This is a genomic window from Staphylococcus sp. 11511212, assembly GCF_011394755.1.
In the GTDB taxonomy this organism is placed as follows: domain Bacteria; phylum Bacillota; class Bacilli; order Staphylococcales; family Staphylococcaceae; genus Staphylococcus; species Staphylococcus chromogenes.
In genome coordinates this window covers 542,479-569,303 of the sequence record NZ_JAANBQ010000003.1, presented here as the reverse complement: position 1 = coordinate 569,303, position 26,825 = coordinate 542,479, and the positions used below count along the sequence as shown (strand labels likewise).

General features: G+C 36.9%; 22 protein-coding genes. All 22 read left to right on the top strand.

The window, feature by feature from the left end; translation table 11 throughout:
• Positions 1-111: 111 nt before the first annotated feature.
• A complete protein-coding gene (gene ylqF / locus G8Y84_RS04170; protein ID WP_107387688.1) occupies positions 112-1,002 on the top strand; it encodes a ribosome biogenesis GTPase YlqF in 891 nt (296 codons plus the stop codon).
• On the top strand, positions 983-1,762 hold the full coding sequence (locus G8Y84_RS04165) for a ribonuclease HII (RefSeq protein ID WP_037573308.1): 780 nt from the start codon (positions 983-985) through the stop codon (positions 1,760-1,762). Before ylqF ends, G8Y84_RS04165 begins: the two co-directional genes overlap by 20 nt.
• Before the next feature lie 78 nt (positions 1,763-1,840).
• Complete coding sequence (locus G8Y84_RS04160; protein ID WP_037573311.1) at positions 1,841-2,110, top strand: hypothetical protein; 270 nt, start codon at positions 1,841-1,843, stop codon at positions 2,108-2,110.
• Positions 2,111-2,334: 224 nt separating this feature from the next.
• Entirely contained in the window at positions 2,335-3,501 is a 1,167-nt protein-coding gene (gene sucC, locus G8Y84_RS04155) for an ADP-forming succinate--CoA ligase subunit beta (protein ID WP_107363474.1), read from the top strand.
• Positions 3,502-3,521: 20 nt separating this feature from the next.
• Positions 3,522-4,430, top strand: a complete 909-nt coding sequence (gene sucD, locus G8Y84_RS04150; RefSeq protein ID WP_037573316.1) for a succinate--CoA ligase subunit alpha — start codon at positions 3,522-3,524, stop codon at positions 4,428-4,430.
• A gap of 304 nt (positions 4,431-4,734) precedes the next feature.
• Positions 4,735-5,595, top strand: coding sequence for a DNA-processing protein DprA (gene dprA, locus G8Y84_RS04145; RefSeq protein WP_165806225.1), 861 nt, complete (start codon positions 4,735-4,737; stop codon positions 5,593-5,595).
• Between the two features lie 95 nt (positions 5,596-5,690).
• Positions 5,691-7,760 carry a type I DNA topoisomerase gene (topA, locus tag G8Y84_RS04140; RefSeq protein WP_165806129.1) on the top strand — a complete coding sequence of 690 codons (2,070 nt, stop codon included), beginning with the start codon at positions 5,691-5,693 and terminating at the stop codon, positions 7,758-7,760.
• A 12-nt stretch (positions 7,761-7,772) separates the two neighbouring features.
• On the top strand, positions 7,773-9,077 hold the full coding sequence (gene trmFO / locus G8Y84_RS04135; RefSeq protein WP_107363476.1) for an FADH(2)-oxidizing methylenetetrahydrofolate--tRNA-(uracil(54)-C(5))-methyltransferase TrmFO: 1,305 nt from the start codon (positions 7,773-7,775) through the stop codon (positions 9,075-9,077).
• A 121-nt stretch (positions 9,078-9,198) separates the two neighbouring features.
• Positions 9,199-10,089, top strand: a complete 891-nt coding sequence (gene xerC / locus G8Y84_RS04130; protein ID WP_165806128.1) for a tyrosine recombinase XerC — start codon at positions 9,199-9,201, stop codon at positions 10,087-10,089.
• A 5-nt stretch (positions 10,090-10,094) separates the two neighbouring features.
• Positions 10,095-10,637 (top strand): ATP-dependent protease subunit HslV, encoded by a 543-nt coding sequence (gene hslV, locus G8Y84_RS04125; RefSeq protein ID WP_037573327.1) that lies wholly within the window; start codon positions 10,095-10,097, stop codon positions 10,635-10,637.
• A gap of 16 nt (positions 10,638-10,653) precedes the next feature.
• Positions 10,654-12,063 carry an ATP-dependent protease ATPase subunit HslU gene (hslU, locus tag G8Y84_RS04120; RefSeq protein ID WP_037573330.1) on the top strand — a complete coding sequence of 470 codons (1,410 nt, stop codon included), beginning with the start codon at positions 10,654-10,656 and terminating at the stop codon, positions 12,061-12,063.
• Positions 12,064-12,077: 14 nt separating this feature from the next.
• Positions 12,078-12,851, top strand: a complete 774-nt coding sequence (gene codY, locus G8Y84_RS04115; protein WP_037573333.1) for a GTP-sensing pleiotropic transcriptional regulator CodY — start codon at positions 12,078-12,080, stop codon at positions 12,849-12,851.
• 161 nt (positions 12,852-13,012) lie between these two features.
• Positions 13,013-13,801 (top strand): 30S ribosomal protein S2, encoded by a 789-nt coding sequence (rpsB, locus tag G8Y84_RS04110; protein ID WP_105962777.1) that lies wholly within the window; start codon positions 13,013-13,015, stop codon positions 13,799-13,801.
• Between the two features lie 214 nt (positions 13,802-14,015).
• Positions 14,016-14,897: a translation elongation factor Ts gene (gene tsf, locus G8Y84_RS04105; protein ID WP_172458446.1), complete on the top strand. Its 882-nt coding sequence runs from the start codon at positions 14,016-14,018 to the stop codon at positions 14,895-14,897.
• 153 nt (positions 14,898-15,050) lie between these two features.
• Positions 15,051-15,773, top strand: coding sequence for a UMP kinase (gene pyrH / locus G8Y84_RS04100; protein WP_037573342.1), 723 nt, complete (start codon positions 15,051-15,053; stop codon positions 15,771-15,773).
• A gap of 19 nt (positions 15,774-15,792) precedes the next feature.
• Entirely contained in the window at positions 15,793-16,347 is a 555-nt protein-coding gene (gene frr / locus G8Y84_RS04095; RefSeq protein WP_037573344.1) for a ribosome recycling factor, read from the top strand.
• Positions 16,348-16,496: 149 nt separating this feature from the next.
• On the top strand, positions 16,497-17,258 hold the full coding sequence (locus G8Y84_RS04090) for an isoprenyl transferase (RefSeq protein WP_037573351.1): 762 nt from the start codon (positions 16,497-16,499) through the stop codon (positions 17,256-17,258).
• Between the two features lie 13 nt (positions 17,259-17,271).
• Positions 17,272-18,051, top strand: a complete 780-nt coding sequence (locus G8Y84_RS04085; protein ID WP_037573352.1) for a phosphatidate cytidylyltransferase — start codon at positions 17,272-17,274, stop codon at positions 18,049-18,051.
• A gap of 15 nt (positions 18,052-18,066) precedes the next feature.
• The gene (locus G8Y84_RS04080) at positions 18,067-19,197 is read left to right on the top strand and encodes a 1-deoxy-D-xylulose-5-phosphate reductoisomerase (protein ID WP_037573956.1); all 1,131 of its coding nucleotides are present in this window, start codon (positions 18,067-18,069) and stop codon (positions 19,195-19,197) included.
• 6 nt (positions 19,198-19,203) lie between these two features.
• Positions 19,204-20,484 carry an RIP metalloprotease RseP gene (rseP, locus tag G8Y84_RS04075; protein WP_037573354.1) on the top strand — a complete coding sequence of 427 codons (1,281 nt, stop codon included), beginning with the start codon at positions 19,204-19,206 and terminating at the stop codon, positions 20,482-20,484.
• A gap of 27 nt (positions 20,485-20,511) precedes the next feature.
• On the top strand, positions 20,512-22,218 hold the full coding sequence (locus G8Y84_RS04070) for a proline--tRNA ligase (protein WP_037573356.1): 1,707 nt from the start codon (positions 20,512-20,514) through the stop codon (positions 22,216-22,218).
• A gap of 197 nt (positions 22,219-22,415) precedes the next feature.
• Positions 22,416-26,726 carry a PolC-type DNA polymerase III gene (locus G8Y84_RS04065; RefSeq protein WP_165806127.1) on the top strand — a complete coding sequence of 1,437 codons (4,311 nt, stop codon included), beginning with the start codon at positions 22,416-22,418 and terminating at the stop codon, positions 26,724-26,726.
• Positions 26,727-26,825 lie beyond the last annotated feature (99 nt).

The following is a 26,825-nucleotide window of genomic DNA, read 5'->3' as shown; positions in this document are numbered from 1 at the left end:
ACGTAAACTGAGTTTTGTATTGTAGTTAAAACTATGTTAAATATAACACAAAAATAACCCTATGCGTGAAATATCAAATGGCAAAGATAGAAAGAAAGTGAGTGAAATAACGTGGTAATTCAATGGTATCCAGGCCATATGGCTAAAGCAAAACGCGAAGTCACTGAACAATTGAAAAAAGTAGACGTCGTTTTTGAACTCGTCGACGCGCGTATACCCTATAGTTCGAGAAACCCAATGATTGATGAAGTCATTCAACAAAAGGCTCGTGTTGTTATTTTAAATAAAAAAGATATGGCAAATTTAAATGAAATGACAAAATGGGAAGCCTTCTTTAAAGAAAAAGGTGCTATACCAGTGGCAGTCGATGCTAAACATGGAAAAGGATTAAAACAAGTCGAAAAAGCCGCTATTCAAGCAACGAAAGACAAAATGGAGAGAGAAAAGGCAAAAGGATTAAAACCTAGAGCTATTCGCGCCATGATTGTAGGTATCCCAAATGTAGGTAAATCTACATTAATTAACAAATTGGCCAATCGTGCTATTGCCCAAACAGGAAATAAGCCAGGGGTGACAAAGCAACAACAATGGATTAAAGTTGGAAAATCGCTTCAGTTACTGGATACACCTGGGATTTTATGGCCTAAATTTGAAGATCAAATTGTAGGCAAAAAATTAAGTTTAACAGGTGCTATCAAAGACAGCATTGTCCATTTAGATGATGTGGCCATTTACGGACTTGAGTTTTTAAAAAATCATGATTATGAAGGATTAAAAGCCCATTACAAAATAGAGGTGGAAAAAGAAGCAGAAAATCTTGAATGGTTTGATGCAATAGGTAGAAAACGAGGACTATTGCAACGCGGCAATGAAGTAGACTATGAAGCTGTCATAGAACTCATTGTGTACGATATTAGAAACGCTAAAATCGGAACATATTGTTTCGATTTGTATGATGCATTTTTAGAAAGCGATGTGTCTCATGAAGACGAAAACCATTAAAGAAATTGAAAAAGAATTAAGTCGTTTAACAAGTCTCGAGGCTTTACAACAACATACGCACTATCACGATCCGAGAAAAGGGGTTCAAAAAGCATTTGAACGTCGGCAAAAAATGATAAAGAAAAATGAGTCATTACGCCTCAATTACGAGAAAATGTGCATATATGAAAACGACATATTAACACTCGATGCAGATGCGTTAATTTGTGGTATCGATGAAGTAGGTCGCGGACCACTAGCAGGGCCTGTCGTCGCAAGTGCTGTTGTTTTAGAAGCGAATCATCAGCATTTAGGAATCAATGACTCTAAAAAACTTGGAAAACAAGTACGTGCGCAATTAAATGAATCATTGAAATCACAAGTGCGGGCTTGGGCTATTGGCGAAGCTTCCCCGAAAGAAATTGATGAGCTTAATATTTATGAAGCAACAAAATTAGCCATGTATCGTGCAATCGAAAATTTAAATATTGAACCTACACATTATTTAATAGATGCGATGCATTTGGAACATTTGCAAAAGCCTCAACAATCTATCGTCAAAGGAGATGCAACAAGTGTTTCTATCGCAGCAGCAAGTATCATTGCAAAAGAATATCGTGACACGCTCATGGTTGAATACGACTCACAATTTCCACAGTATGATTTTAAAAATAATGCCGGATATGGAACAAAAAAACATTTAGAAGGCTTGAAACAATATGGCATCACGCCTATTCATCGTCAATCTTTCGAACCGATTAAATCTCATTTTAGTTTATAACTGCATTAAAGTTTTTGAAATCGACATGAAACTAGTTTAATATGTAACTATGTCCAAGAAGAAAGGAACTAAAAACTTATGGATGAAACATTACAAAAACTTTATAAAGTTTTAGTGCATTTTGAAGAAACAAATACTGAAATTACTGAAGATGAAAGTAAGCTAAGAAACATTAAAGAAGAAATTGAATCAAACTTGAATGTATCTATAGAAAAAGAATCGCAAATGGATTTGATTCGCCTCTTAAAAGAGCATCAGTTCGTCGTGGAATCCACAGAAGATGAACAAAAAATTGTAAGTGTACCTATGGATGGCGATACACAAGTCACATTTCAAGCAGATAAATAAGGTTTAAAAAGTGTGTCTCAACATTTGTTCACTTGTCGACAAAGTCTTTGATTTTGTCGACATTTTTGTTATGCAGGTTATGAATGTATAAGGAAGTGTCATGGTAATCATGAATTACATATGACTGTAACGAATGGAAAAACAAGACGCTATCTGTTTACAATAGCGCTTACATTTCCTATAATTATAGGTGAACTTAACCTTAAGAAACAGGAGGATGGAGTATGAATATCCATGAGTATCAAGGAAAAGAAATTTTTCGCTCAATGGGCGTAGCAGTACCAGAGGGGCGCGTGGCTTTCTCAGCGAAAGAAGCTGTGGAAAAAGCGAAAGAGTTAGACAGTGATGTTTATGTTGTTAAAGCACAAATTCACGCAGGTGGTCGCGGTAAAGCTGGCGGTGTCAAAATTGCTAAGTCTTTATCAGAAGTTGAAACATACGCCAATGAATTATTAGGGAAAGTGTTAGTGACACATCAAACAGGGCCAGAAGGTAAAGAAGTTAAACGTCTCTATATTGAAGAAGGCGCAGATATTCAAAAAGAATATTACGTTGGTTTCGTGATCGACCGTGCAACTGATCGTGTAACTTTAATGGCATCTGAAGAAGGTGGAACTGAAATTGAAGAGGTTGCGGCAACAAACCCAGAAAAAATCTTCAAAGAAACGATTGATCCAGTGGTTGGTTTAGCACCTTATCAAGCACGCCGTATCGCTTTTAATATTAATATCCCTAAAGAATCTATCAACAAAGCTGTTAAATTCTTAATTTCTTTATACAATGTGTTCATTGAAAAGGATTGTTCTATCGTAGAAATCAATCCACTTGTTTTAACAGGTGAAGGGGATGTTTTAGCACTCGATTCTAAAATTAATTTTGATGACAATGCTTTATTCCGTCATAAAGACGTCTTAGAATTACGTGATTTAGATGAAGAGGATCCAAAAGAAATCGAAGCGTCTAAGTATGATTTATCATATATTGCATTAGATGGTAACATTGGTTGTATGGTTAACGGAGCTGGACTAGCGATGGCGACGATGGATACGATTAACCATTTTAATGGTAACCCAGCAAACTTCCTTGACGTAGGGGGCGGCGCTACAAAAGAAAAAGTAACTGAAGCCTTTAAAATCATCTTAGGTGATAGCAACGTTAAAGGTATTTTTGTAAATATCTTTGGTGGTATTATGCGTTGTGACGTCATTGCTGAAGGTATTGTAGCAGCTGTCAAAGAAGTAGATTTAACATTACCGTTAGTTGTACGTCTTGAAGGTACAAACGTTGAAATTGGTAAGAAAATCTTAAAAGATTCAGGTTTAGCAATTGAACCAGCGACAACAATGGCTGAAGGTGCACAAAAAATTGTTAAACTTGTGAATGAAGCGTAAGGAAAGGATGGGACAACAAAATGAGTGTATTTGTTGATAAAAATACAAAAGTAATCGTACAAGGTATTACAGGGTCAACTGCCCTTTTCCATACTAAACAAATGTTAGAATATGGGACACAAATCGTTGCGGGTGTGACACCAGGTAAAGGTGGACAAGTCGTAGAAGGTGTACCTGTATACAATACTGTTGAAGAAGCAAAACAAGAAACGGGTGCGAATGTCTCTGTTATTTATGTACCAGCACCATTTGCAGCTGATGCGATTTTAGAATGTGCAGATGCAGAATTAGATTTAGCAATCTGTATTACAGAACATATTCCTGTTATTGATATGGTTAAAGTGAAACGTTATTTAGAAGGCAAAAAGACACGATTAATTGGACCAAACTGTCCAGGTGTCATCACTTCTGATGAAACAAAAATTGGTATTATGCCAGGGTATATCCATAAAAAAGGTCATGTAGGTGTTGTATCTCGTTCAGGTACATTAACATACGAAGCAGTACATCAATTAACTGAAGAGGGCATTGGTCAATCTACAGCTGTAGGTATCGGCGGTGACCCAGTTAATGGTACAAACTTCATCGACGTATTAAAAGCGTTCAATGAAGATGAAGATACACACGCAGTTGTCATGATTGGTGAAATTGGTGGTACTGCTGAAGAAGAAGCAGCAGAGTGGATTAAAGCGAACATGAAAAAACCAGTTGTAGGGTTCATTGGAGGTCAAACAGCCCCTCCAGGGAAACGTATGGGGCATGCTGGAGCGATTATTTCAGGTGGTAAAGGAACTGCTGATGAAAAAATCAAAACACTCAATGCTTGTGGTGTTAAAACAGCAGACACACCATCAGAAATTGGTTCAACATTAATTCAAGCTGCTAAAGATGCAGGCATTTACGAACAATTATTAACTGTAAAAAAATAATTTGTGATGATAATTGGAGTGGGACATGTCAATGTCCCACTCTCTTTTTAGTATTTCATCATCTTTTAATTAAATGTATTTATGTCAGTGAGTAATCCCTAGAGATTCCTAATTATAATAGTTTTGTAGTGATTTCCAAATTAAGACCAAGCCTTTTATAAAAACGATACCTCGGTCATCACATTGAAAAAATAAATATTTTGAATGTGCAAATATAATACTTATTTTAGACACAAACAAAACGAGAAGGATGCGATAGACTAGGGTTGAGGTGACGTCATTGTATCTAAAAAATTTATTGAAAATGCATTATGCTGGTTTTACGACAAATCAAATCTATCAACTATTTACATCTCCTGTGAAATCTTTACAAATTGAAATCACACCTATTTTAAAAAATCATCCTCTAATCCATCAGAAGTCTCATTTTTACAAAAAATTTTTAGCTTTCCAATCCTTAGACATTGATATCATCCAGTCTCAATTAGAGGCGCATCGTATTGTACCCCTCCCAATCATTGATGCACGATTTCCTTCATTATTAAAAGAAATATATCATCCACCGTTATTACTCTATTGTAAGGGGAATTTAAATTTATTTAATGATGCGTGTTATTATCCTTTAGCAGTTGTAGGCGCAAGAGATTTTACAGCTTATGGTGAACGGGCAGTTGACTATTTATTACATCAGATGAAGCATCAGCCTATCGTTATTGTGTCTGGTTTGGCAAAAGGAACTGATGCATTAGCCCATCATTATGCATTGTGTAACAACATCCCTACAATAGCTGTATTGGGCTTTGGTCATTTTCACCATTATCCTAAACATACTCAAACCCTAAGAACACATATTGATAAATATGCAGGGGGTTTAAGTATCAGCGAATATCCACCAACCACTGCTCCAGCAAAATTTAGATTTCCTGAACGCAATCGTATCATAAGTGGCTTAAGTAAAGGAGTGCTCGTCACAGAGGCGAAAGAAAGAAGCGGTGCATTAATAACATTAGATCAAGCGTTAGAACAAAATCGTAATGTTTATGTTTTACCTGGAGATATGTTTAACCCCAATACAAAAGGAAATTTATTGCGTGTTAAGGAAGGTGCCGAAATCGTACTTTCTGCGGAGGATATTTTAAAAGATATGAATACGTCAATTCAGTGAACCTTGTTATTAAATAAATGCAAAAGATTGACAAATATAAAAATTACCGTTTATCATTTATCTTTGTAAACAGAAAAAGCAAGGGGGGAACTGCTTTGGCAGATAATCTTGTCATTGTTGAATCGCCTGCAAAAGCTAAAACGATAGAAAAATATTTAGGAAAAAAATACAAAGTAATCGCATCCATGGGGCACGTACGAGACTTACCAAGAAGTCAAATGGGTGTTGATGTTGAACATGACTATGATCCTAAATATATTACAATACGCGGTAAAGGACCAGTCGTTAAAGACTTAAAAAGATATGCTAAAAAGGCGAAAAAAGTTTTTCTAGCTAGTGACCCCGACCGTGAAGGTGAAGCAATTGCATGGCATTTAGCACATATATTGGAATTAGAGGATAGTAAAGAAAATCGTGTCGTATTTAACGAAATCACTAAAGACGCAGTTAAAGAAAGTTTTAAACATCCAAGAGAAATCGAAATGAATCTTGTTGATGCCCAACAAGCACGACGTGTATTAGATCGTCTTGTAGGATATAATATTTCACCAGTATTATGGAAGAAAGTTAAAAAAGGCTTATCGGCAGGCCGTGTACAATCTGTGGCACTTAGATTAGTCATTGACCGTGAAAATGAAATTCGTAACTTTAAACCTGAGGAATATTGGTCTATTGAAGGAGAATTCCGACACAAAAAATCGAAATTCACTGCCAAGTTTCTTCATTATAAAGGGAAACCATTTAAGTTATCGACGAAAGATGATGTCGACATCATCACTAAAGCGTTGGATGGTAACGAATTTGAAGTATCCAACGTGACGAAAAAAGAAAAAACACGTCGCCCGGCAAATCCGTTTACCACTTCTACATTACAACAAGAAGCCGCGCGCAAACTAAATTTTAAAGCCCGTAAAACGATGATGGTTGCGCAACAATTATATGAAGGTATCGATTTAAAACGTAAAGGAACTGTAGGATTAATCACCTACATGCGTACCGACTCTACTCGTATTTCTAAAGATGCGCAAGCTGAAGCTAAAAAATATATTCAATCTGAATATGGGGAAGCTTATTTAACGAAAGCTGTGTCGAAAGGAAAACAAGGTGACCAAGATGCGCACGAAGCGATTCGTCCAACTAGTACTTTACGTACGCCATCTGAGATGAAAGCATTTTTAACACGTGATCAGTATCGTTTGTACAAGTTAATTTGGGAACGCTTTGTTGCGAGCCAAATGGCACCCGCAATATTAGACACGGTTGCAGTTGATTTAACGCAAAATGATGTTAAATTTAGAGCTAATGGACAAACAATTAAATTTAAAGGCTTTATGACGCTTTACGTCGAAGCAAATGACGATAAAGATAAAGAAAAAGAAAATCGTTTACCTGAATTAAAAGTAGGCGATACAGCGCTCGCAACTAAAATTGATCCGGCGCAGCATTTTACCCAACCGCCACCTCGATACACTGAAGCTCGTCTTGTTAAAACACTTGAAGAATTAAAAATTGGTCGTCCATCAACTTATGCGCCAACGATTGATACAATTCAAAAGAGAAACTATGTTAAAAATGAAAGTAAGCGTTTTGTTCCGACTGAACTCGGTGAAATCGTTCATGAACAGGTAAAAGATTATTTCCCTGAAATCATTGATGTTGATTTTACTGTGAACATGGAAACACTGCTCGATAAAATAGCAGATGGAGACATTGCATGGAAAAAAGTAGTCAGTGACTTTTATAACAGTTTTAAACAAGATGTTGAGCGCGCTGAATCTGAAATGGAAAAAATCGAAATTAAAGATGAACCTGCAGGCGAAGATTGTGAAAAATGTGGTAGTCCAATGGTCATCAAAACGGGTCGATATGGAAAGTTTATGGCATGTTCGAACTTTCCGGACTGCCGAAATACTAAAGCTATCGTGAAACCTATAGGAGTAAAATGTCCTACATGTAAGGAAGGCGACGTCGTCGAACGTAAATCAAAGAAAAATCGAATTTTCTATGGTTGTAGTCGCTATCCTGAATGTGAATTTGTGACGTGGGATAAACCCGTAGGACGAGATTGTCCAAAATGTAATCATTATTTAGTAGAGTCGAAAAAAGGACGCAGTTCGCAAGTCGTTTGCTCTAACTGTGATTATAAAGAAGAAGTACAAAAATAAGGAGGAAATCGTATGACGACAGTGAATGTCATCGGTGCAGGTTTAGCGGGTTCAGAAGCAGCTTTTCAATTAGCGGAAAGAGGTATTGCTGTTAATTTATACGAAATGCGACCTGTCAAACAAACACCAGCACATCATACAGATAAATTTGCTGAGCTTGTTTGTTCAAATTCATTAAGAGGGAATGCATTAACGAATGCAGTGGGTGTTTTAAAAGAAGAGATGCGCCGCCTTGATTCGTTAATTATTGCTGCTGCTGATAACGCACGTGTACCGGCAGGAGGGGCATTAGCCGTAGATCGTCATGATTTTTCGGGTTATGTGACTGATACAATCAAAAATCATCCTAATATTACAGTGAAAAATGAAGAAATTACAGACATTCCTGATGGCCCTACGATTATTGCGACGGGTCCGTTAACAACAGAGCCATTAGCAGAAAAAATCGTTGCTTTAACAGGTGAAGATCAACTGTATTTTTATGATGCAGCAGCTCCTATCATTGAAAAAGATTCAATTGATATGGATAAAGTCTATTTAAAATCAAGATATAATAAAGGGGAAGCCGCTTACTTAAACTGTCCGATGACAGAAGAGGAATTTAATCGCTTTTATGAAGCGGCGATGGCAGCTGAAGTAGCACCCGGCAAAGACTTTGAAAAAGAGAAATATTTTGAAGGATGTATGCCTTTTGAAGTCATGGCAAGCCGTGGACCCAAAACTTTATTGTTTGGCCCGATGAAACCCGTCGGTCTTGAAGATCCTAAAACTGGAAAACGTCCTTATGCTGTCGTGCAACTTAGACAAGATGACGCAGCTGGAACGTTATATAATATTGTTGGCTTTCAAACGCGTCTCAAATGGGGAGCCCAAAAAGAAGTCATTCAATTAATTCCAGGACTTGAAAATGTAGAGATTGTGCGCTACGGTGTCATGCATAGAAACACTTTCATCAATTCTCCAGAAGTATTATCAGAAACGTATGAGTTTAAAAATAAACCAAATCTCTTTTTTGCAGGTCAAATGACGGGGGTAGAAGGTTACGTTGAAAGTGCAGCCAGTGGTATGATTGCAGGAATTAACCTCGCACACCGCTTACTGGATAAAGAGGATGCGATTTTCCCTCGTGAGACGATGCTAGGAAGTATGGCCTATTATATTTCTCATGCGAATAATAATAAGAATTTCCAACCGATGAATGCCAATTTTGGTTTAGTGCCCGCGCTTGACGAACGCATCAAAGATAAAAAAGAGCGTTACGAAAAATTAGCCAACCGTGCATTAACGTATTTAGATTATTTTAAAAAGACATTATAAAAGATAAAAAAATAAATTGGCAAAATAAGCAAAATTTAGATTACTACGAAAATTCACAGTATAATCTATGCAGTTCCCTTCATCATTATGCTACAATGCTAATGATGGAGGGGTTTTTACTTTGGAACATATCCAACGCCTGTTTTTACTTATGTTAAAGCGAGAACGTTTTTTTTCAGAACATACATTAAAAGCTTATGAAGATGATTTAATTCAGTTCAACCAATTTTTACAACAAGAACAATTATCATTACGAGAATTTGAATATAGAGATGCGAGAAACTATCTTGCAATGCTTTATAACCAAGGGTTACAAAGAACAACGGTTTCGCGGAAAATTTCAACGCTGCGTACGTTTTATCATTTTTGGATGACCCAAGATGATACGATTGTAAATCCTTTCGTTCAGCTCGTGCATCCGAAAAAAGAAACGTATTTACCTACATTTTTTTATTCTGAAGAAATGGAAGCATTATTTAAAACGGTACAGGAAGATCCGAAAAAAGGGAGACGCGATCGCGTGATACTTGAGATTTTATATGCGACAGGTATCCGTGTATCAGAATTAGTTGATTTAAATATTTCGGATGTAGATTTGAATATGTGTGTGTTAAAAGTGATGGGGAAAGGTAGTAAAGAACGTATCGTCCCTTTTGGAGAGTTTTGCAAGCAAAGTATCGAAGACTATCTTAACCACTTTCAACCTATACAGAACGCCACACATGGTAAATTAATAGTGAACTTAAAGGGTGAACCTGTGACAGCTCGTGGCGTCCGTTATATTTTGAATGAAATCGTTAAACGGACTGCGGGAGTTTCATCGATACATCCTCATAAATTGCGACATACGTTTGCAACACATATGCTAGATGCAGGCGCAGATTTGAGGACCGTTCAAAGTTTACTAGGGCATGTTAATTTATCAACAACAAGTCGTTATACACATGTGTCAAATCAACGTTTACGAAGTGTTTACTTAAATGCACATCCTCGTGCTAAAAAAGGAGAGTAGTTTTTATGAGTTCATCAATTCATGCGACAACAATTTATGCAGTGAGACATAATGGAAGCGCCGCGATGGCTGGCGATGGCCAAGTGACGCTCGGCGAACAAGTCATTATGAAGCAAACTGCTAAAAAAGTAAGACGGTTATATCAAGGTCGTGTCATTGCAGGATTTGCTGGGAGTGTTGCTGATGCATTCACATTATTTGAAAAGTTCGAAGGGAAATTGCAACAATATAGTGGCAACCTAGAACGTGCAGCGGTTGAGCTCGCTAAAGAATGGCGCGGTGATAAACAATTACGTCAACTTGAAGCTATGTTAATTGTTATGGATAAAGATCATATTTTAGTGGTCAGTGGGACAGGTGAAGTCATCGCCCCAGATGATGACTTAATTGCAATTGGTTCAGGCGGCAATTACGCATTGAGCGCTGGACGTGCATTAAAACGACATGCCACGCACTTATCAGCTAAAGAAATGGCTTATGAAAGTTTAAAAGTTGCCGCTGATATTTGTGTATTTACTAATGACCATATTACGGTCGAAGAATTATAACGGAGGTTCAAAATTTATGGATCAAAATGCCATTAAGTATACCCCAAAAGAAATTGTAACGAAATTAAACGAATTTATTATCGGGCAAGACGAAGCGAAGAAAAAAGTGGCGATCGCTTTAAGAAATCGTTATCGTCGAAGTCTTTTAGCGGACGAAGTTAAAAAAGAAATTGCACCTAAAAATATTTTAATGATGGGCCCTACCGGAGTGGGTAAAACAGAAATCGCCCGTAGAATGGCAAAAATCGTAGGGGCACCTTTCATTAAAGTTGAAGCTACGAAATTTACTGAAGTGGGTTATGTGGGTCGCGATGTTGAAAGTATGGTTCGTGATTTAGTTGATGTTGCGGTGCGTCTTGTGAAAGAAGAAAAGAAAAGTGCAGTTAAAGAGGAAGCGACAAGAAAAGCGAACGAACGCTTAGTGAAATTGTTAGTTCCAAGCATTAAGAAAAAAGCAAATCAATCAAGTAGTAATCCTTTAGAATCTCTTTTTGGAGGGGCCATTCCTAATTTTGGCCAACAACAAGATGAAGAGGAAGAACCGCCAACAGAAGAAATTAAAACGAAACGTTCTGATATTAAAGAACAACTACAAAAAGGTCAGCTTGAAAATGAAAAAGTGCGCATCAAAGTTGAACAAGATCCAGGCGCTTTGGGCATGCTAGGGAATCAGCAAAATGAACAAATGCAAGAAATGATGAATCAATTAATGCCTAAGAAAAAAGTAGAAAAAGAAGTTCCAGTGAAAACAGCACGTAAAATTTTAATAGACGAATATGCTGAAGAAATGATTGATCACGAAACAGCGAATCAAGAAGCACTTGAACTTGCTGAACAAATGGGAATAATATTCATTGATGAAATCGATAAAGTAGCCACAAACAGTCAAAATAGTGGTGGCCAAGATGTTTCAAGACAAGGGGTTCAACGTGATATCTTGCCTATTCTTGAAGGTAGCATGATTCGCACGAAATATGGTACGGTTAGTACTGAACATATGTTATTTATCGGAGCAGGTGCTTTTCATGTTTCGAAACCGAGTGATTTAATTCCTGAACTTCAAGGTCGATTCCCAATTCGTGTCGAACTTGAAAGTCTTACAGTTGAAGATTTCATTAAAATTTTGAAAGAACCTAAACTTTCTTTAATCAAACAATATGAAATGTTGCTTGAAACAGAAGAAGTCACTGTGAATTTCACAGATGAAGCGATTGAACGTTTGGCAGAAATGGCTTTTCATGTTAATCAAGAAACAGATAACATTGGTGCAAGACGATTACACACTATTTTAGAAAAAATGTTAGAAGACTTATCATTTGAGGCACCGAATATGCCAAATGCACATGTGGATATCACACCACAATATGTTGATGAAAAACTAAAAACGATTTCAACGAATAAAGATTTAAGTGAATTCATTTTATAAAAAGGAGAAGTGACATGGGTTTATTATCTAAGACGAGAGAACTAAGTAGCTTATTACAAAAACATAAAGGTATTTCAGTTGATTTTAAAGATGTAGCGCAAACTATCAGTAAAGTAACAGTAACGAACGTTTTTATTGTTTCTAGAAGAGGTAAAATTTTAGGGTCGAATTTAAACGAACTACTAAAAAACGAACGTATTATTAAAATGCTTGAGGAACGCCATATTCCTGATGAATATACAAGCAAATTGATGAATGTGCATGAGACATCATCAAATATTAAAATTGATAATGAACTTTCAGTATTCCCTCCAGAAAACGAAGACTTGTTTAAAAATTCTAGAACGACAATCTTCCCAATTATTGGAGGAGGAGAACGATTGGGGACATTAGTACTTGGTCGTGTCGCTAATGATTTCGGTGAAAATGATTTAGTTTTAGGAGAGTATGCAGCGACAGTCATTGGTATGGAAATTTTACGTGAAAAGCATAATGAAATTGAATCACAAGCACGTGATAAAGCGGCGATTTCTATGGCGATTAATTCATTATCTTATTCAGAAAAAGAAGCGATTGATCACATCTTTGAAGAATTAGGTGGCAAAGAAGGATTGTTAATTGCTTCAAAAGTTGCAGATCGTGTTGGGATTACGCGTTCAGTGATTGTGAATGCTTTACGTAAACTCGAAAGTGCGGGTGTCATTGAATCTCGATCGCTAGGTATGAAGGGAACATTCATTAAAGTGAAAAAAGAAGCGTTTTTAGATGAACTCAAACGTGCTGAATAATAAATATAAGTTGCATAGAAAAATCTTTTGTGATATATTTATATGCGGCTATGAGAAAGTCAAAACACACACATGAAGCCAAAACACGAATGGGTGCGACATTTCGTCGTGTTTGTGTTAGCGCATGTGGAGGATATTAACCAATAGGAGGAATTTTAATCATGGCAGTAATTTCAATGAAACAATTACTTGAAGCTGGTGTTCACTTCGGTCATCAAACACGCCGTTGGAACCCAAAAATGAAAAAGTACATCTTCACTGAGAGAAATGGTATTTATATCATCGACTTACAAAAAACAGTGAAAAAGGTAGAAGAAGCTTATAACTTCATTAAACAAGTATCTGAAGAAGGCGGTAAAGTCTTATTCGTAGGTACAAAAAAACAAGCACAAGAGTCAGTGAAAGCTGAAGCTGAACGTGCAGGACATTTCTACGTTAACCAAAGATGGTTAGGTGGAATTTTAACAAACTACAAAACGATTTCTAAACGTGTAAAACGTATTTCTGAAATTGAAAAAATGGAAGAAGACGGTACATTCGACGTACTTCCTAAAAAAGAAGTTGTAGAACTTAAAAAAGAATATGACCGTTTAATTAAATTCTTAGGCGGTATTCGTGATATGAAATCAATGCCTCAAGCATTATTCGTTGTTGACCCTCGTAAAGAGCGTAACGCGATTGCTGAAGCACGTAAATTAAACATTCCAATCGTGGGTATTGTTGATACAAACTGTGATCCAGACGAAATCGACTACGTTATTCCAGCGAACGACGATGCGATTCGTGCCGTTAAATTATTAACTGGTAAAATGGCAGATGCTATTTTAGAAGGTCAACAAGGTGTATCAAACGATGAAGTTGCTGCAGAGCAAAACATCGATTTAAACGAAGAAGAAGCAACTGAAAAAACTTCAACTGAAGAAACAGAAGAAACTGTTGAGTCTAAATAAATAGAATCTTAAAATGAGGGACAGCTGAACATTTTCAATAATTTGATTTTCTTCGTCTGTCCTGTCATAGTGGTGATGAATATAGTGATTTAAATATCATTTAACACGTACCATTTTGAATTTTAAGAATGAAAGCATTTTAAGGGACTAGGACAAACAAGATGTCCCAGCCCCTTTTTTTAAAATACAATAATGAAATAATATTGGAGGAATAGTGATGGCAATTTCAGCTAAACTTGTTAAAGAATTACGTGAAAAAACTGGCGCGGGTATGATGGATTGTAAAAAAGCGCTACAAGAAACAGATGGTGACATCGATAAAGCAATTGACTACTTACGTGAAAAAGGTATTGCTAAAGCAGCGAAAAAAGCAGACCGTATTGCAGCAGAAGGTATTACACATGTTGAAGTTAAAGGTAACGAAGCGGTTATCGTTGAAATCAACTCTGAAACAGACTTCGTTGCACGTAACGAAGGTTTCCAACAGTTAGTTAAAGAAATTGCTAACCAAATCCTTGAAACGAAAGCTGAATCTGTTGAAGCGTTAAATGAATCAACATTACCAAATGGTAAAAAAGTTTCTGAACATATGAACGAAGCGATTTCAACAATTGGTGAAAAATTAAGCTTACGTCGTTTCGCACTTCGCACTAAAACTGACAACGATGCATTTGGTGCTTACTTACACATGGGTGGACGTATTGGTGTGCTTTCAGTTGTTGAAGGTACAACTGACGAAGAAGCAGCTAAAGACGTAGCAATGCACATTGCAGCGATTAACCCTAAATATGTTTCTTCTGACCAAGTAAGTGAAGAAGAAATCAATCACGAAAGAGAAGTATTAAAACAACAAGCATTAAATGAAGGTAAACCTGAAAACATCGTTGAAAAAATGGTTGAAGGTCGTTTGCGTAAATATTTACAAGAAATTTGTGCTGTTAACCAAGACTTCGTTAAAAACCCAGATCAAACTGTTGAAGAATTCCTTAAATCAAAAGGTGGTCAATTAGTGGACTTCGTACGTTATGAAGTAGGTGAAGGTTTAGAAAAACGTGAAGAAAACTTTGCTGACGAAGTTAAAGGACAAATGAAATAATAGACACGGTTTAGTATGAGAAAGAAGACACCATTTGTGTCCTCCTTTACATGACTTCAATTCATGGTTATTGAAGCCGTGTGTAAGGAAGATGCCTCGTGTGTCTTCTTTACTTGTATTGTTTTACATAAAACGAATAGAGAGGTTATTATAATGACTGAAACTTCAAAATATAAGCGTGTAGTTTTGAAACTAAGTGGTGAAGCATTAGCAGGGGACAAAGGCTTTGGAATAAATCCAATGATTATTAAAAGCATTGCTCAGCAAGTTGCTGAAGTGGCAAAAATGGATACAGAAGTTGCTGTAATTGTAGGTGGCGGCAATATTTGGCGTGGTAAAACGGGTAGCGATTTAGGAATGGATCGTGGTACTGCGGATTATATGGGTATGCTTGCAACAGTGATGAATGCTTTAGCGCTACAAGACAGCTTAGAACAACTTGATTGTGATACTCGAGTATTAACGTCAATTGAAATGAAACAAGTCGCAGAACCTTACATCCGTCGACGTGCCATTAGACATTTAGAGAAGAAACGTGTCGTTATTTTTGCAGCAGGAATCGGAAATCCATACTTCTCAACAGATACAACTGCCGCATTAAGAGCAGCTGAAGTCGAAGCAGATGTCATTTTAATGGGTAAAAACAATGTTGATGGTGTTTATTCTGCAGACCCTAAAGTTGATCCAAATGCTAAAAAATATGATCGTTTAACTTACTTACAGTTGTTACAAGAAGGCTTACAAGTCATGGATTCTACAGCCTCTTCATTCTGTATGGATAACAATATCCCGTTAAATGTCTTCTCAATTATGGAAGAAGGGAACATTAAACGTGCTGTTCTAGGAGAAGAAATCGGCACAATTATTACAAAATAATTTTAGAGGTGACTATCTTATGAGTGGAATTATTCAAGATACAAAATCACGCATGCAAAAATCTATCGAGAATTTATCTCGTGAACTAGCTCAAATCAATGCTGGACGTGCAAACTCCAATTTATTGTCAGGTGTAAACGTTGATTATTATGGCGCACCAACACCGGTACAACAATTGGCAAGTATTAGTGTACCAGAAGCACGTTTATTGGTCATTTCTCCTTATGATAAAACATCATTAGGTGATATTGAAAAAGCCATTTATGCAGCAAACTTAGGTGTCACACCTACAAGTGATGGCGAAGTGATTCGTATTACTGTACCGGCGCTTACTGAGGAACGTCGTAAAGAGATTGTCAAAGAAGTTAAAAAGACAGGTGAAAATGCGAAAGTTTCTGTACGTAATATTCGTCGCGATGCAAATGATACATTGAAAAAACAAGAAAAAGACGGAGACATCACTGAAGATGAATTACGTTCTGGTTCTGACGATGTTCAAAAAGTAACAGACGAATCAATTAAACAAATTGATCAATTAGTTACTGAAAAAGAAAAGGACATTATGTCTGTATAATTCATTTGCAAAACTGTACCGAATCAGACTTTGGTACAGTTTTTTTCTTTGTGATTTAATGAGTGATTTGAGTGTGATAAAATGATAAATAATTGTACTTTTTAATGACTATAATAAAATGAGACGCAATTAGGCTCGGAGGAACTCGCATGTTTAAGAAATTTAAAAACAAAGAAGAACAATCATCTCAAATCGATACTATAGATTTACATAATATACCAGAACATATTGCCATTATTATGGATGGTAATGGACGTTGGGCGAAACAACGTAAAATGCCTAGAATTAAAGGACATTATCAAGGAATGCAAACTATTAAAACGATCACACGTGCAGCAAATGATTTAAACGTTAAATATTTAACGCTTTACGCATTTTCAACAGAGAATTGGTCACGTCCTGAAGAAGAAGTTAACTATATCATGGGGTTACCCGTTAATTTTTTAAATACATTTTTACCGGAACTTATTGAAAAAAATGTAAAAGTTGAGACCATCGGTTTTATCGACCAGTTGCCCCAAAAAACAATTCAAGCGATTGAAGAGGCCAAACAAAAAACTGCACAAAACACAGGATTAACACTGATCTTCGCCATCAATTATGGTGGACGCGCTGAAATTATTTCTGGAATGAAGGCATTATTTCAAGAGATGAGAACTGCTGACGAGGCTGCAATTGAAGCCATTGATGAAACACAATTTCAAAAATATTTAATGACAAGTCATTACCCTGATCCTGAATTACTTATTCGCACATCAGGTGAACAACGTATTAGTAATTTCTTAATTTGGCAATTATCATACAGTGAATTTATTTTTAATTCAAAAATGTGGCCAGATTTTGATGCGCAAGAATTGATAGAATGTATTAAAACATATCAATCTCGACAAAGACGTTTTGGGGGATTGTAGATAGGAGAAGATTATGAAGGTTAGAACGATTACAACGATTGTTGCGTTAATCGTATTTCTCCCTATTTTACTTATTGGGGGAACAACGTGGATGCTGTTTACATCCATTCTTGCTTTAATTGCACTAAAAGAATTGTTGAATATGAACCGTATACAGTTGCTTTCGATTCCGGGATTCATCAGTGCTCTTGCTTTAGTGCTGATTTTGTTGCCACAAGATATCACTTGGGTCCCCGTATTACAACAAAAATCGTTAATTGCTTTAAGTTTTATTTTATTAAGTTATACAGTGATGTCTAAAAATAGATTTAGTTTTATGGATTCCGCATTTTGCCTCATGTCTGTCGCCTATGTAGGGATTGGTTTTATGTATTTTTATGAAACACGAGAAGCTGGACTCCATTATATTTTATTTGGTTTGTTGATTGTTTGGTTAACGGATACAGGGGCTTACCTTTTTGGACGTTCATTTGGTAAACACAAATTATGGCCTGTCATTAGCCCTAATAAAACGGTGGAAGGTTTTATTGGTGGATTATTGTGTAGCTTACTAGTGCCATTAGCATTTATGTTTTTCGTGCCTTTTGACTATAGTATGATTTGGGTACTTGTAATGACGGTCGTCTTAAGTGCATTCGGTCAGCTCGGTGACCTCGTTGAATCAGGTTTTAAACGTCACTTTGGCGTAAAAGATTCTGGTCGCTTATTACCAGGACACGGCGGGATTTTAGACCGATTTGATAGTTTTATGTTCGTGTTACCATTAATGTATCTTTTCTTAATTCAAATGTAAGGTGAAGTGAAAATGATGAAAAATATTGCAATATTAGGCGCTTCTGGCTCGATTGGTACACAGGCGATTGATGTCATCGAACGTCATCCTAATGAATTTAAACTTGTTGCCTTTACAGTAGGTAAAAATATTGAGTACGCAAAAAAAGTATTAAAGACCCATCAACCAGACATCATTGCCGTACAAAATTCTGAAGATGTGACGTATTTTTCCGAGTATAATATTAAAGTTGTTTCCGGAAGGGAAGGGCTAATTGAAGTTGCTACTTATGAAAAAAATGATATTGTACTCAATTCATTATTAGGTAGTGTGGGATTAGAACCGACGATGCGTGCGATTGAGAAAGGCAAAGACATTGCCCTTGCGAATAAAGAGACACTTGTCGTCGCTGGAGAGCTTGTCATGGCTCATGCGCGCAAATACAATGTGAATATTTTGCCGGTAGATTCAGAGCATGCGGCCATTTTCCAATGTTTAAATGGTGAAGATGAAAAGCAAATTAAAAAAGTGACAATAACTGCAAGTGGGGGTTCTTTCCGAGATTTATCACGTGATGCGTTAGAAAATGTGTCCGTTGAAGATGCGCTCAATCATCCGAACTGGTCTATGGGCCATAAAATTACCATTGATTCAGCAACAATGATGAATAAAGGTTTCGAAGTCATTGAGGCAAAATGGTTGTTTGATTTAGAAATTGAGCAAATTGAGACCATTTTACATAAAGAAAGTATTATTCATTCAATGGTTGAATTTGTTGATACAAGCGTAATGGCGCAGTTGGGTACACCGGACATGCGCATGCCGATTCAATATGCATTTACGTATCCTCATCGACTAAAACACGAGGCACCTTCGTTAAATTTAGCGGAAGTTGCACAGTTACATTTTAAAGCAATGGATTTTGATCGTTATCGTTGTCTTCAATATGCGTATGACGCTATCCGTATCGGTGGTACGATGCCGGTAGTATTGAATGCTGTGAATGAAGTCGCTGTTGCTAAATTTTTAAATCGTGAAATTGGATTTTTAGACATAGAACGATTAATTAAAAAAGAGATGGATCAACATGAAGTGATTCACAATCCGTCACTTGAGCAAATTTTAGCGCTAGATGCGCATTATAAATCTAAAGAATACGAGGTGTAGTCATCTGTGTTTATAACCATTATTGCATTTATTTGTGTTTTTGGGTTACTTGTATCAGTGCATGAATATGGTCATATGTTGTTTGCAAAACGTGCGGGGATCATGTGCCCAGAATTTGCAATCGGGATGGGGCCAAAAATTTTAAGTTTTCGTAAAAACGAAACACTCTATACGATTCGTCTTTTGCCAGTCGGAGGTTATGTCCGAATGGCTGGCGATGGCATGGATGAAGCTCCAGTTGAACCAGGGATGCATGTCAAAGTGAAATTAAATGATCAAGATGAAATTACGCATATTATTTTAGATGATCAACATAAATTTCAACGTATGGAAGCGATGGAAGTTAAAAAAGTTGATTTTAACAAGGAACTGTATTTGGAAGGTATTATGGCTTATGATCAAGTACGCCACCATTATCCTATCGCTAAAAAAGCATTTTTTGTACAAAATGGAAGTTTAATCCAAATTGCACCAAGAGAACGTCAATTTGCCTATAAAAAACCTTATCAGAAATTTTTAACATTATTTGCTGGACCACTATTCAACTTTATTTTAGCGGCTGTTTTACTCGTAGGTCTCGCTTATTGGCAAGGGGCACCGACCAACAAAGTCGACCAAGTGGCACCTAATACGCCTGCTGCCCAGTTAGGACTTAAAAAGGGAGATGTCATAACTGAAATCAATGGGCACTCCACAGATAATCTACGAGATATTAAAAAAGAAATGAAAGCGACGAGTGGCGAAAAGACAACACTAAAATATGAACGTGACGGTAAAGTGCATTCAGAAACGTTTTCGCCTAAAAAACTCACGCAAAATTTAACTAAAACGAAAAAAGTGACAGAATATCAGTTAGGATTTGTACCTACCAAAGAAATATCTCCAATTGAGCCCTTAATCTTTGGATTAACTCAAACAGTAGAATTTGGAAAATTGATTTTCACGGCTGTTGTCGCCATGATTGGCAGTATTTTTACCGGACATTTTAGCTTTGATATGTTGAATGGGCCGGTGGGTATTTACAAAAATGTAGATACGGTCGTTAAAACAGGATTAATTACGTTAATCAACTTTACAGCAGTACTCAGTGTCAACCTTGGAATTATGAACTTATTACCAATCCCTGCCCTTGATGGTGGACGTATTTTATTCGTTTTATACGAAGCCATTTTTAGAAAGCCAGCGAACAAAAAAGCAGAAACTGCAATTGTCGCAGTTGGGGCCATCTTCGTTGTCATTATTATGGTTCTCGTCACATGGAACGACATTCAACGTTATTTCTTATAACGATGTATTAAGGAGGAGCAATAAAGGATGAAGCAATCAAAAGTATTTATACCCACTTTAAGAGAAGTTCCTGCTGAAGCTGAGGCAGTCAGTCATCAGTTATTATTAAAAGCAGGCTTAATTAAACAAAACGCAGCAGGTATTTACAGTTATTTACCGCTTGCAACACGTGTGTTACAAAATATCTCTGAAATTATTAGAGAAGAAATGGAACGTATTGATGCAGTTGAAGTGGTTATGCCAGTTTTACAGCAATCAGAACTTTGGAAAGAGTCAGGACGTTGGGAAGCTTATGGTCCTGAACTCATGCGTTTACACGATCGTAATGAAAGAGAATTCGCACTAGGGCCAACCCATGAAGAAGTCATCACTTCACTAGTGAGAGATGAATTACGTTCATATAAGCAATTGCCTTTAACATTGTTCCAAATTCAAACAAAATTCCGTGATGAGAAACGCCCACGTTTTGGTTTATTACGTGGACGTGAATTCATTATGAAAGATGCTTATTCATTTCATACTGATGAAGAATCACTAATGCAAACGTATCAAGATATGTACGATGCATACGGACGTATTTTTAAACGTGTCGGCTTAAATGTACGTCCTGTTGTTGCAGATTCAGGAGCTATTGGTGGGAATCATACGCATGAATTCCATGCGTTAAGTGCCATCGGTGAAGATACAATTGTATACAGTGATGAAAGTGATTACGCTGCAAATATTGAAAAAGCAGAAGTCCCTTACACGCCATCGAATGTGGAAAAAGCACCCATGCAACCACTTGAAAAAATAGCAACACCTCAAATAAAAACGGCTAAAGACTTAGCGACATTTTTAGACCGTCCTCTAGATCAAATTACAAAATCCATGATTTTTAAAGTTGAGGGTGAATTTGTACTTATTCTTGTTCGTGGCCATCATGAAATTAATGATGTGAAGTTAAAAGACTTCTTTAAGACAGACCAAGTCGAATTAGCCAACGATAATGACATTCGCAATTTACTCGGTGCATCACCAGGCTCATTAGGTCCTATTACTGATAAAGAGATTAAAGTGTATGCAGATCACTATGTCCAAGATTTATCTAATCTCGTTGTAGGGGCCAATGAAGACGACCATCACTATATTAATGCTAATATTGGCCGTGATTTTGAAGTGGAAGCCTATGGGGACTTTAGATTTATTTTAGAGGGTGAGCCTTTAAGTGGAGGCGCAGGCATTGCGAAATTTGCTGAAGGTATTGAAGTCGGCCAAGTATTTGTGTTAGGAAATAAATATTCTGAAGCCATGAACGCTACGGTACTCAACGATCAAGGTCGCGAACAAACATTGACGATGGGTTGTTATGGTATTGGTGTCTCTCGTACATTGAGTGCGATTATTGAACAACATCATGATGAAAATGGGATTATTTGGCCTAAGGCTGTTACACCATATGATATTCATGTCATCTCGGTGAATCCTAAAAAAGAAGATCAACGTGAACTGGCAGATCAAATTTACAATCAATTTAACGATGATTACAAAGTGCTTTACGATGACCGTCAAGAACGCGCAGGTGTCAAATTCAATGATGCGGATTTAATTGGCTTACCTTTGCGCATTGTCGTGGGTAAAAATGCGAGCGACGGTATCGTCGAAGTCAAACGCCGTGATAATGGTGAAAAAGAAGATGTACACGTAGATGATTTAGCGAGTTACATCTCAAAATTATACGAACAAATTCAATAACAGTTTGATATAAAATTTGATATAATGTTAATGGATGATGTCAAATGGAGGCTATGACGTCCCATTTGAACGAACATTGTAAATAGCAAGGTGAGACGACGAAATCAGGATAATCCCTGATTTATCGTCTCACTTTTATTTATTCTAAAAGACGAAAACGTTCTTGCATTGAGCGTAAATAAGGTGGTTTATATATCGTGGCATTACAGAATCATGAAAAATTTAAGATTCTACTTCAACAATTGAATTTAACGACACATTTAGATGAAACCATTGTCGAAGAAGGTGAATTAACACGGGTCGATGTTTCTGAAAAAAAACGTTCATGGACCTTCCATATTGTATTACCTTATTTTTTGAAATATGAAGACTATTTAATTTTTATGAATGCAATGGCTGAAGCTTTTAAGGATATCGCAACAGTGGACGCCCAATTTCAAATTAAAGATACCTCAGGCCAAGATGAACGACTTTTAAAATATTTTTCTAGCTGTATCGATAAAACAAAGCTTTCACCAAAAGTTAAAGGACAACTGAAACAGAAGAAAATTATGATGTCAGGCTCTGTCGTAAAAGTGCTCGTTCAAAACGATGTTGAACGTAACCATTTTGATAAAGCGTGCAACGGCAGTTTATTGAAGGCATTAAAAAATTGCGGCTTTGATATTTCCAAAGTCATTTTTGAAACGGATGAACAAGGCCATGATGATGACTTAGCCTCCTTAGAAGCACATATTCAACAAGAAGATGAACAAAGTGCTCGAGAAGCCACTTCTAAAATCGAAAAAATAAAAGAAGCTCGTCAAAAACAAGAAGAATCAGGAACGACAGTCGATAAATGTAAAATTGGTAAACCAATTCAAGTTGAAAACGTACGTCCAATTGAATCTATTATCGAAGAGGAATTCAAGGTTGCGATTGAAGGTGTCATTTTTGATATCAATATTAAAGAATTGAAAAGTGGACGGCATATTGTTGAGTTAAAAGTGACAGACTATACAGATTCACTTGTACTAAAGATGTTCACTCGTAAAAACAAAGATGATTTAGATCATTTTAAAGCTTTATCTGAAGGCAAATGGATACGTGCACAAGGGCGAATCGAGGAGGATATGTTCATTCGTGATCTTGTTATGATGATGTCAGACATTGAAGAAATTAAGCGGAGTCCAAAACAAGATAAAGCTGAAGAAAAACGTGTAGAGTTTCATTTGCATACTTCAATGAGTCAAATGGATGGAGTCTCTCATATTGGGGAATATGTTGCACAAGCTGCAAAATGGGGGCATGAAGCTATTGCAGTCACAGATCATAACGGAGTACAAGCCTTTCCAGATGCCCATGCTGCAGCAGAAAAAAATGGCATTAAAGTGATTTATGGGATGGAAGGTATGCTCGTCGATGATGGGGTGCCCATTGCTTATAAACCGAAAGATGTCGCATTAAAAGATGCGACGTATGTTGTCTTTGACGTGGAAACAACGGGTTTATCCAACCAATATGATAAAATTATCGAACTGGCTGCGGTTAAAGTTCAAAATGGTGAAATTATTGATAAATTTGAGCGCTTTAGTAATCCGCATGAAAAGTTAACAGAAACAATTAAAAATTTAACGCATATCAATGACGATATGTTAAAAGATGCACCAGAAATAAAAGAAGTTTTAACTGAGTTTAAAGAATGGGTGGGCGATGCGATATTTGTTGCCCATAACGCTTCCTTTGATATGGGCTTTATCGATACTGGATATGAACGCTTAGGATTTGGCCCTTCGGAAAATGGAGTCATTGATACGCTAGAACTTTCAAGAACGATTAATACGAGCTACGGTAAGCATGGGTTGAACTTTCTAGCTAAAAAATATGGTGTGGAACTTACGCAACACCATAGAGCGATATATGATACAGAAGCGACAGCATATATTTTCATCAAAATGCTCGGACAACTGAAAGAAAAAAATGTCCATTTCCATAAAGATATCAATCAATTTTTATCGAACGAAGATGCATATAAACGTGCACGACCACAACACGTTACCTTAATTGTGCAAAATCAAACAGGACTCAAAAACTTATTTAAAATTGTAAGTGCGTCGCTCGTTAAATATTATTACCGGACGCCGCGTATACCACGGTCATTACTAGATGAGCATCGTGAAGGTTTGTTAGTCGGTACAGCGTGTGATGAAGGTGAAGTATTTACTGCTGTGATGCAACGTGATCAATCGGAAGTTGAACGTATCGCGAAATATTATGATTATATTGAGGTCCAACCTCCAGCACTCTATCAAGATTTACTCGATCGTGAGTTAATTCGTGATCACGACACGTTAGAAGAAATATATGAGCGGATTTTAAAAGTTGGAGAAACGAATCAAATTCCAGTTATTGCAACTGGAAATGTGCATTATTTACATGAGCACGATGGGATTGCACGTCAAATTTTAATCGCTTCACAACCAGGGAATCCGTTAAATCGTTCGACTTTACCTGAAGCGCATTTTAGAACAACGGATGAAATGTTAGATGCGTTTCACTTCCTCGGGGAAGACCGGGCAAAAACAATTGTCGTAGAGAACACGCGTGCTTTAGCTGAGCGTATTGAAAAGGTTGTGCCTATTAAAGATAAACTATTTACGCCGAATATGGACGGGGCTAATGAAGAAATACGTGAACTCAGTTACAATAATGCTAAAGCTTTATACGGTGAAGATTTACCCCGAATTGTTATTGATCGTCTCGAAAAAGAATTAGAAAGTATTATTGGTAATGGATTTGCGGTTATTTATTTAATCTCTCAACGGCTCGTTAAAAAGTCACTAGACGATGGTTATCTTGTAGGGTCCCGGGGTTCAGTAGGATCAAGTTTTGTTGCAACAATGACTGAAATTACTGAAGTGAACCCTTTACCACCGCACTATATATGTCCGAAATGTAAAAAAAGTGAGTTTTTTGATGACGGTTCCGTCGGTTCAGGCTTTGATTTACCAGATAAAACGTGTGAATGCGGTACAGAGATGATTAAAGAAGGACAAGACATCCCATTTGAAACCTTCCTTGGATTTAAAGGAGACAAAGTACCAGATATTGACTTGAACTTTAGTGGGGAATATCAACCACACGCGCATAACTATACCAAAGTTCTATTTGGAGAAGATAAAGTATTCCGTGCCGGAACTATTGGTACCGTCGCTGAAAAGACAGCATTCGGATTTGTGAAAGGCTATTTAAATGATCAAGGCATTCATAAACGGGGTGCTGAAGTAGACCGTTTAGTCAAAGGCTGTACAGGTGTCAAACGGACGACAGGCCAACATCCAGGTGGGATTATCGTTGTACCGGATTATATGGATATTTATGATTTTACACCGATACAATATCCTGCTGATGACCAGGGTGCTTCGTGGATGACGACGCATTTTGATTTCCATTCCATACACGATAATGTTTTGAAACTTGATATTCTTGGACACGATGATCCAACGATGATTCGTATGTTACAAGATCTGTCTGGTATCGACCCTAAAACCATTCCTGTAGATGATAAAGAAACGATGGGCATCTTCAGTTCCCCTGAAACATTAGGTGTTACAGAAGAACAAATTCTAGCTAAAACAGGAACTTATGGCGTGCCAGAATTTGGGACTGGATTCGTACGTCAAATGTTAGAAGACACGAAGCCAACCACATTCTCAGAACTTGTTCAAATTTCAGGTTTATCCCATGGAACGGATGTGTGGTTAGGCAATGCGCAAGAATTAGTCCGAAGTGGGACATGTACGCTTTCAAGTTGTATCGGATGTCGTGACGATATTATGGTTTATCTCATGTATGCTGGCTTAGAACCTTCACTTGCTTTTAAAATTATGGAATCTGTCCGTAAAGGGAAAGGATTAAGCGAAGAATGGGAACAAGTCATGACCGATAACGGCGTACCTGACTGGTATTTGGACTCATGTAAAAAAATCAAATACATGTTCCCGAAAGCCCACGCCGCAGCCTATGTATTAATGGCGGTACGTATTGCTTATTTCAAAGTCCATTATCCGCTATATTATTATGCAAGTTATTTTACAGTTCGTGCGTCTGATTTTGATTTACTAACAATGGTTAAAGATAAAGATAGTATACGTAACACTGTTAAAGACATGTATGCGAAATATATGGACCTTGGTAAAAAAGAAAAAGATGTTTTGACCGTTCTTGAAATTGCGAATGAAATGGCACAACGTGGTTTTCGAATGCAACCAGTATCACTTGAAAAAAGTAAAGCATACGAATTTATTATCGAAGGAGATACTTTAATACCTCCATTCGTGGCAGTCCCTGGTCTAGGTGAAAACGTTGCAAAACGGATTGTCGAGGCGCGTGAAGAAGGGCCGTTCTTATCAAAAGAAGATTTAAATAAAAAGGCTGGAGTTTCACAAAAAGTCATCGAATATTTAGATGATCTCGGTTCTTTACCGAATATGCCTGACAAAGCGCAACTTTCAATTTTTGATATGTAATAGAAGTCATTTGTAGGAACAGTGCGATTATGCTATAATAAACATGCTTATAAATTTGGACTCAAGGAGAAAGAGTGGGTATCACCCGCTCTTTTCTCT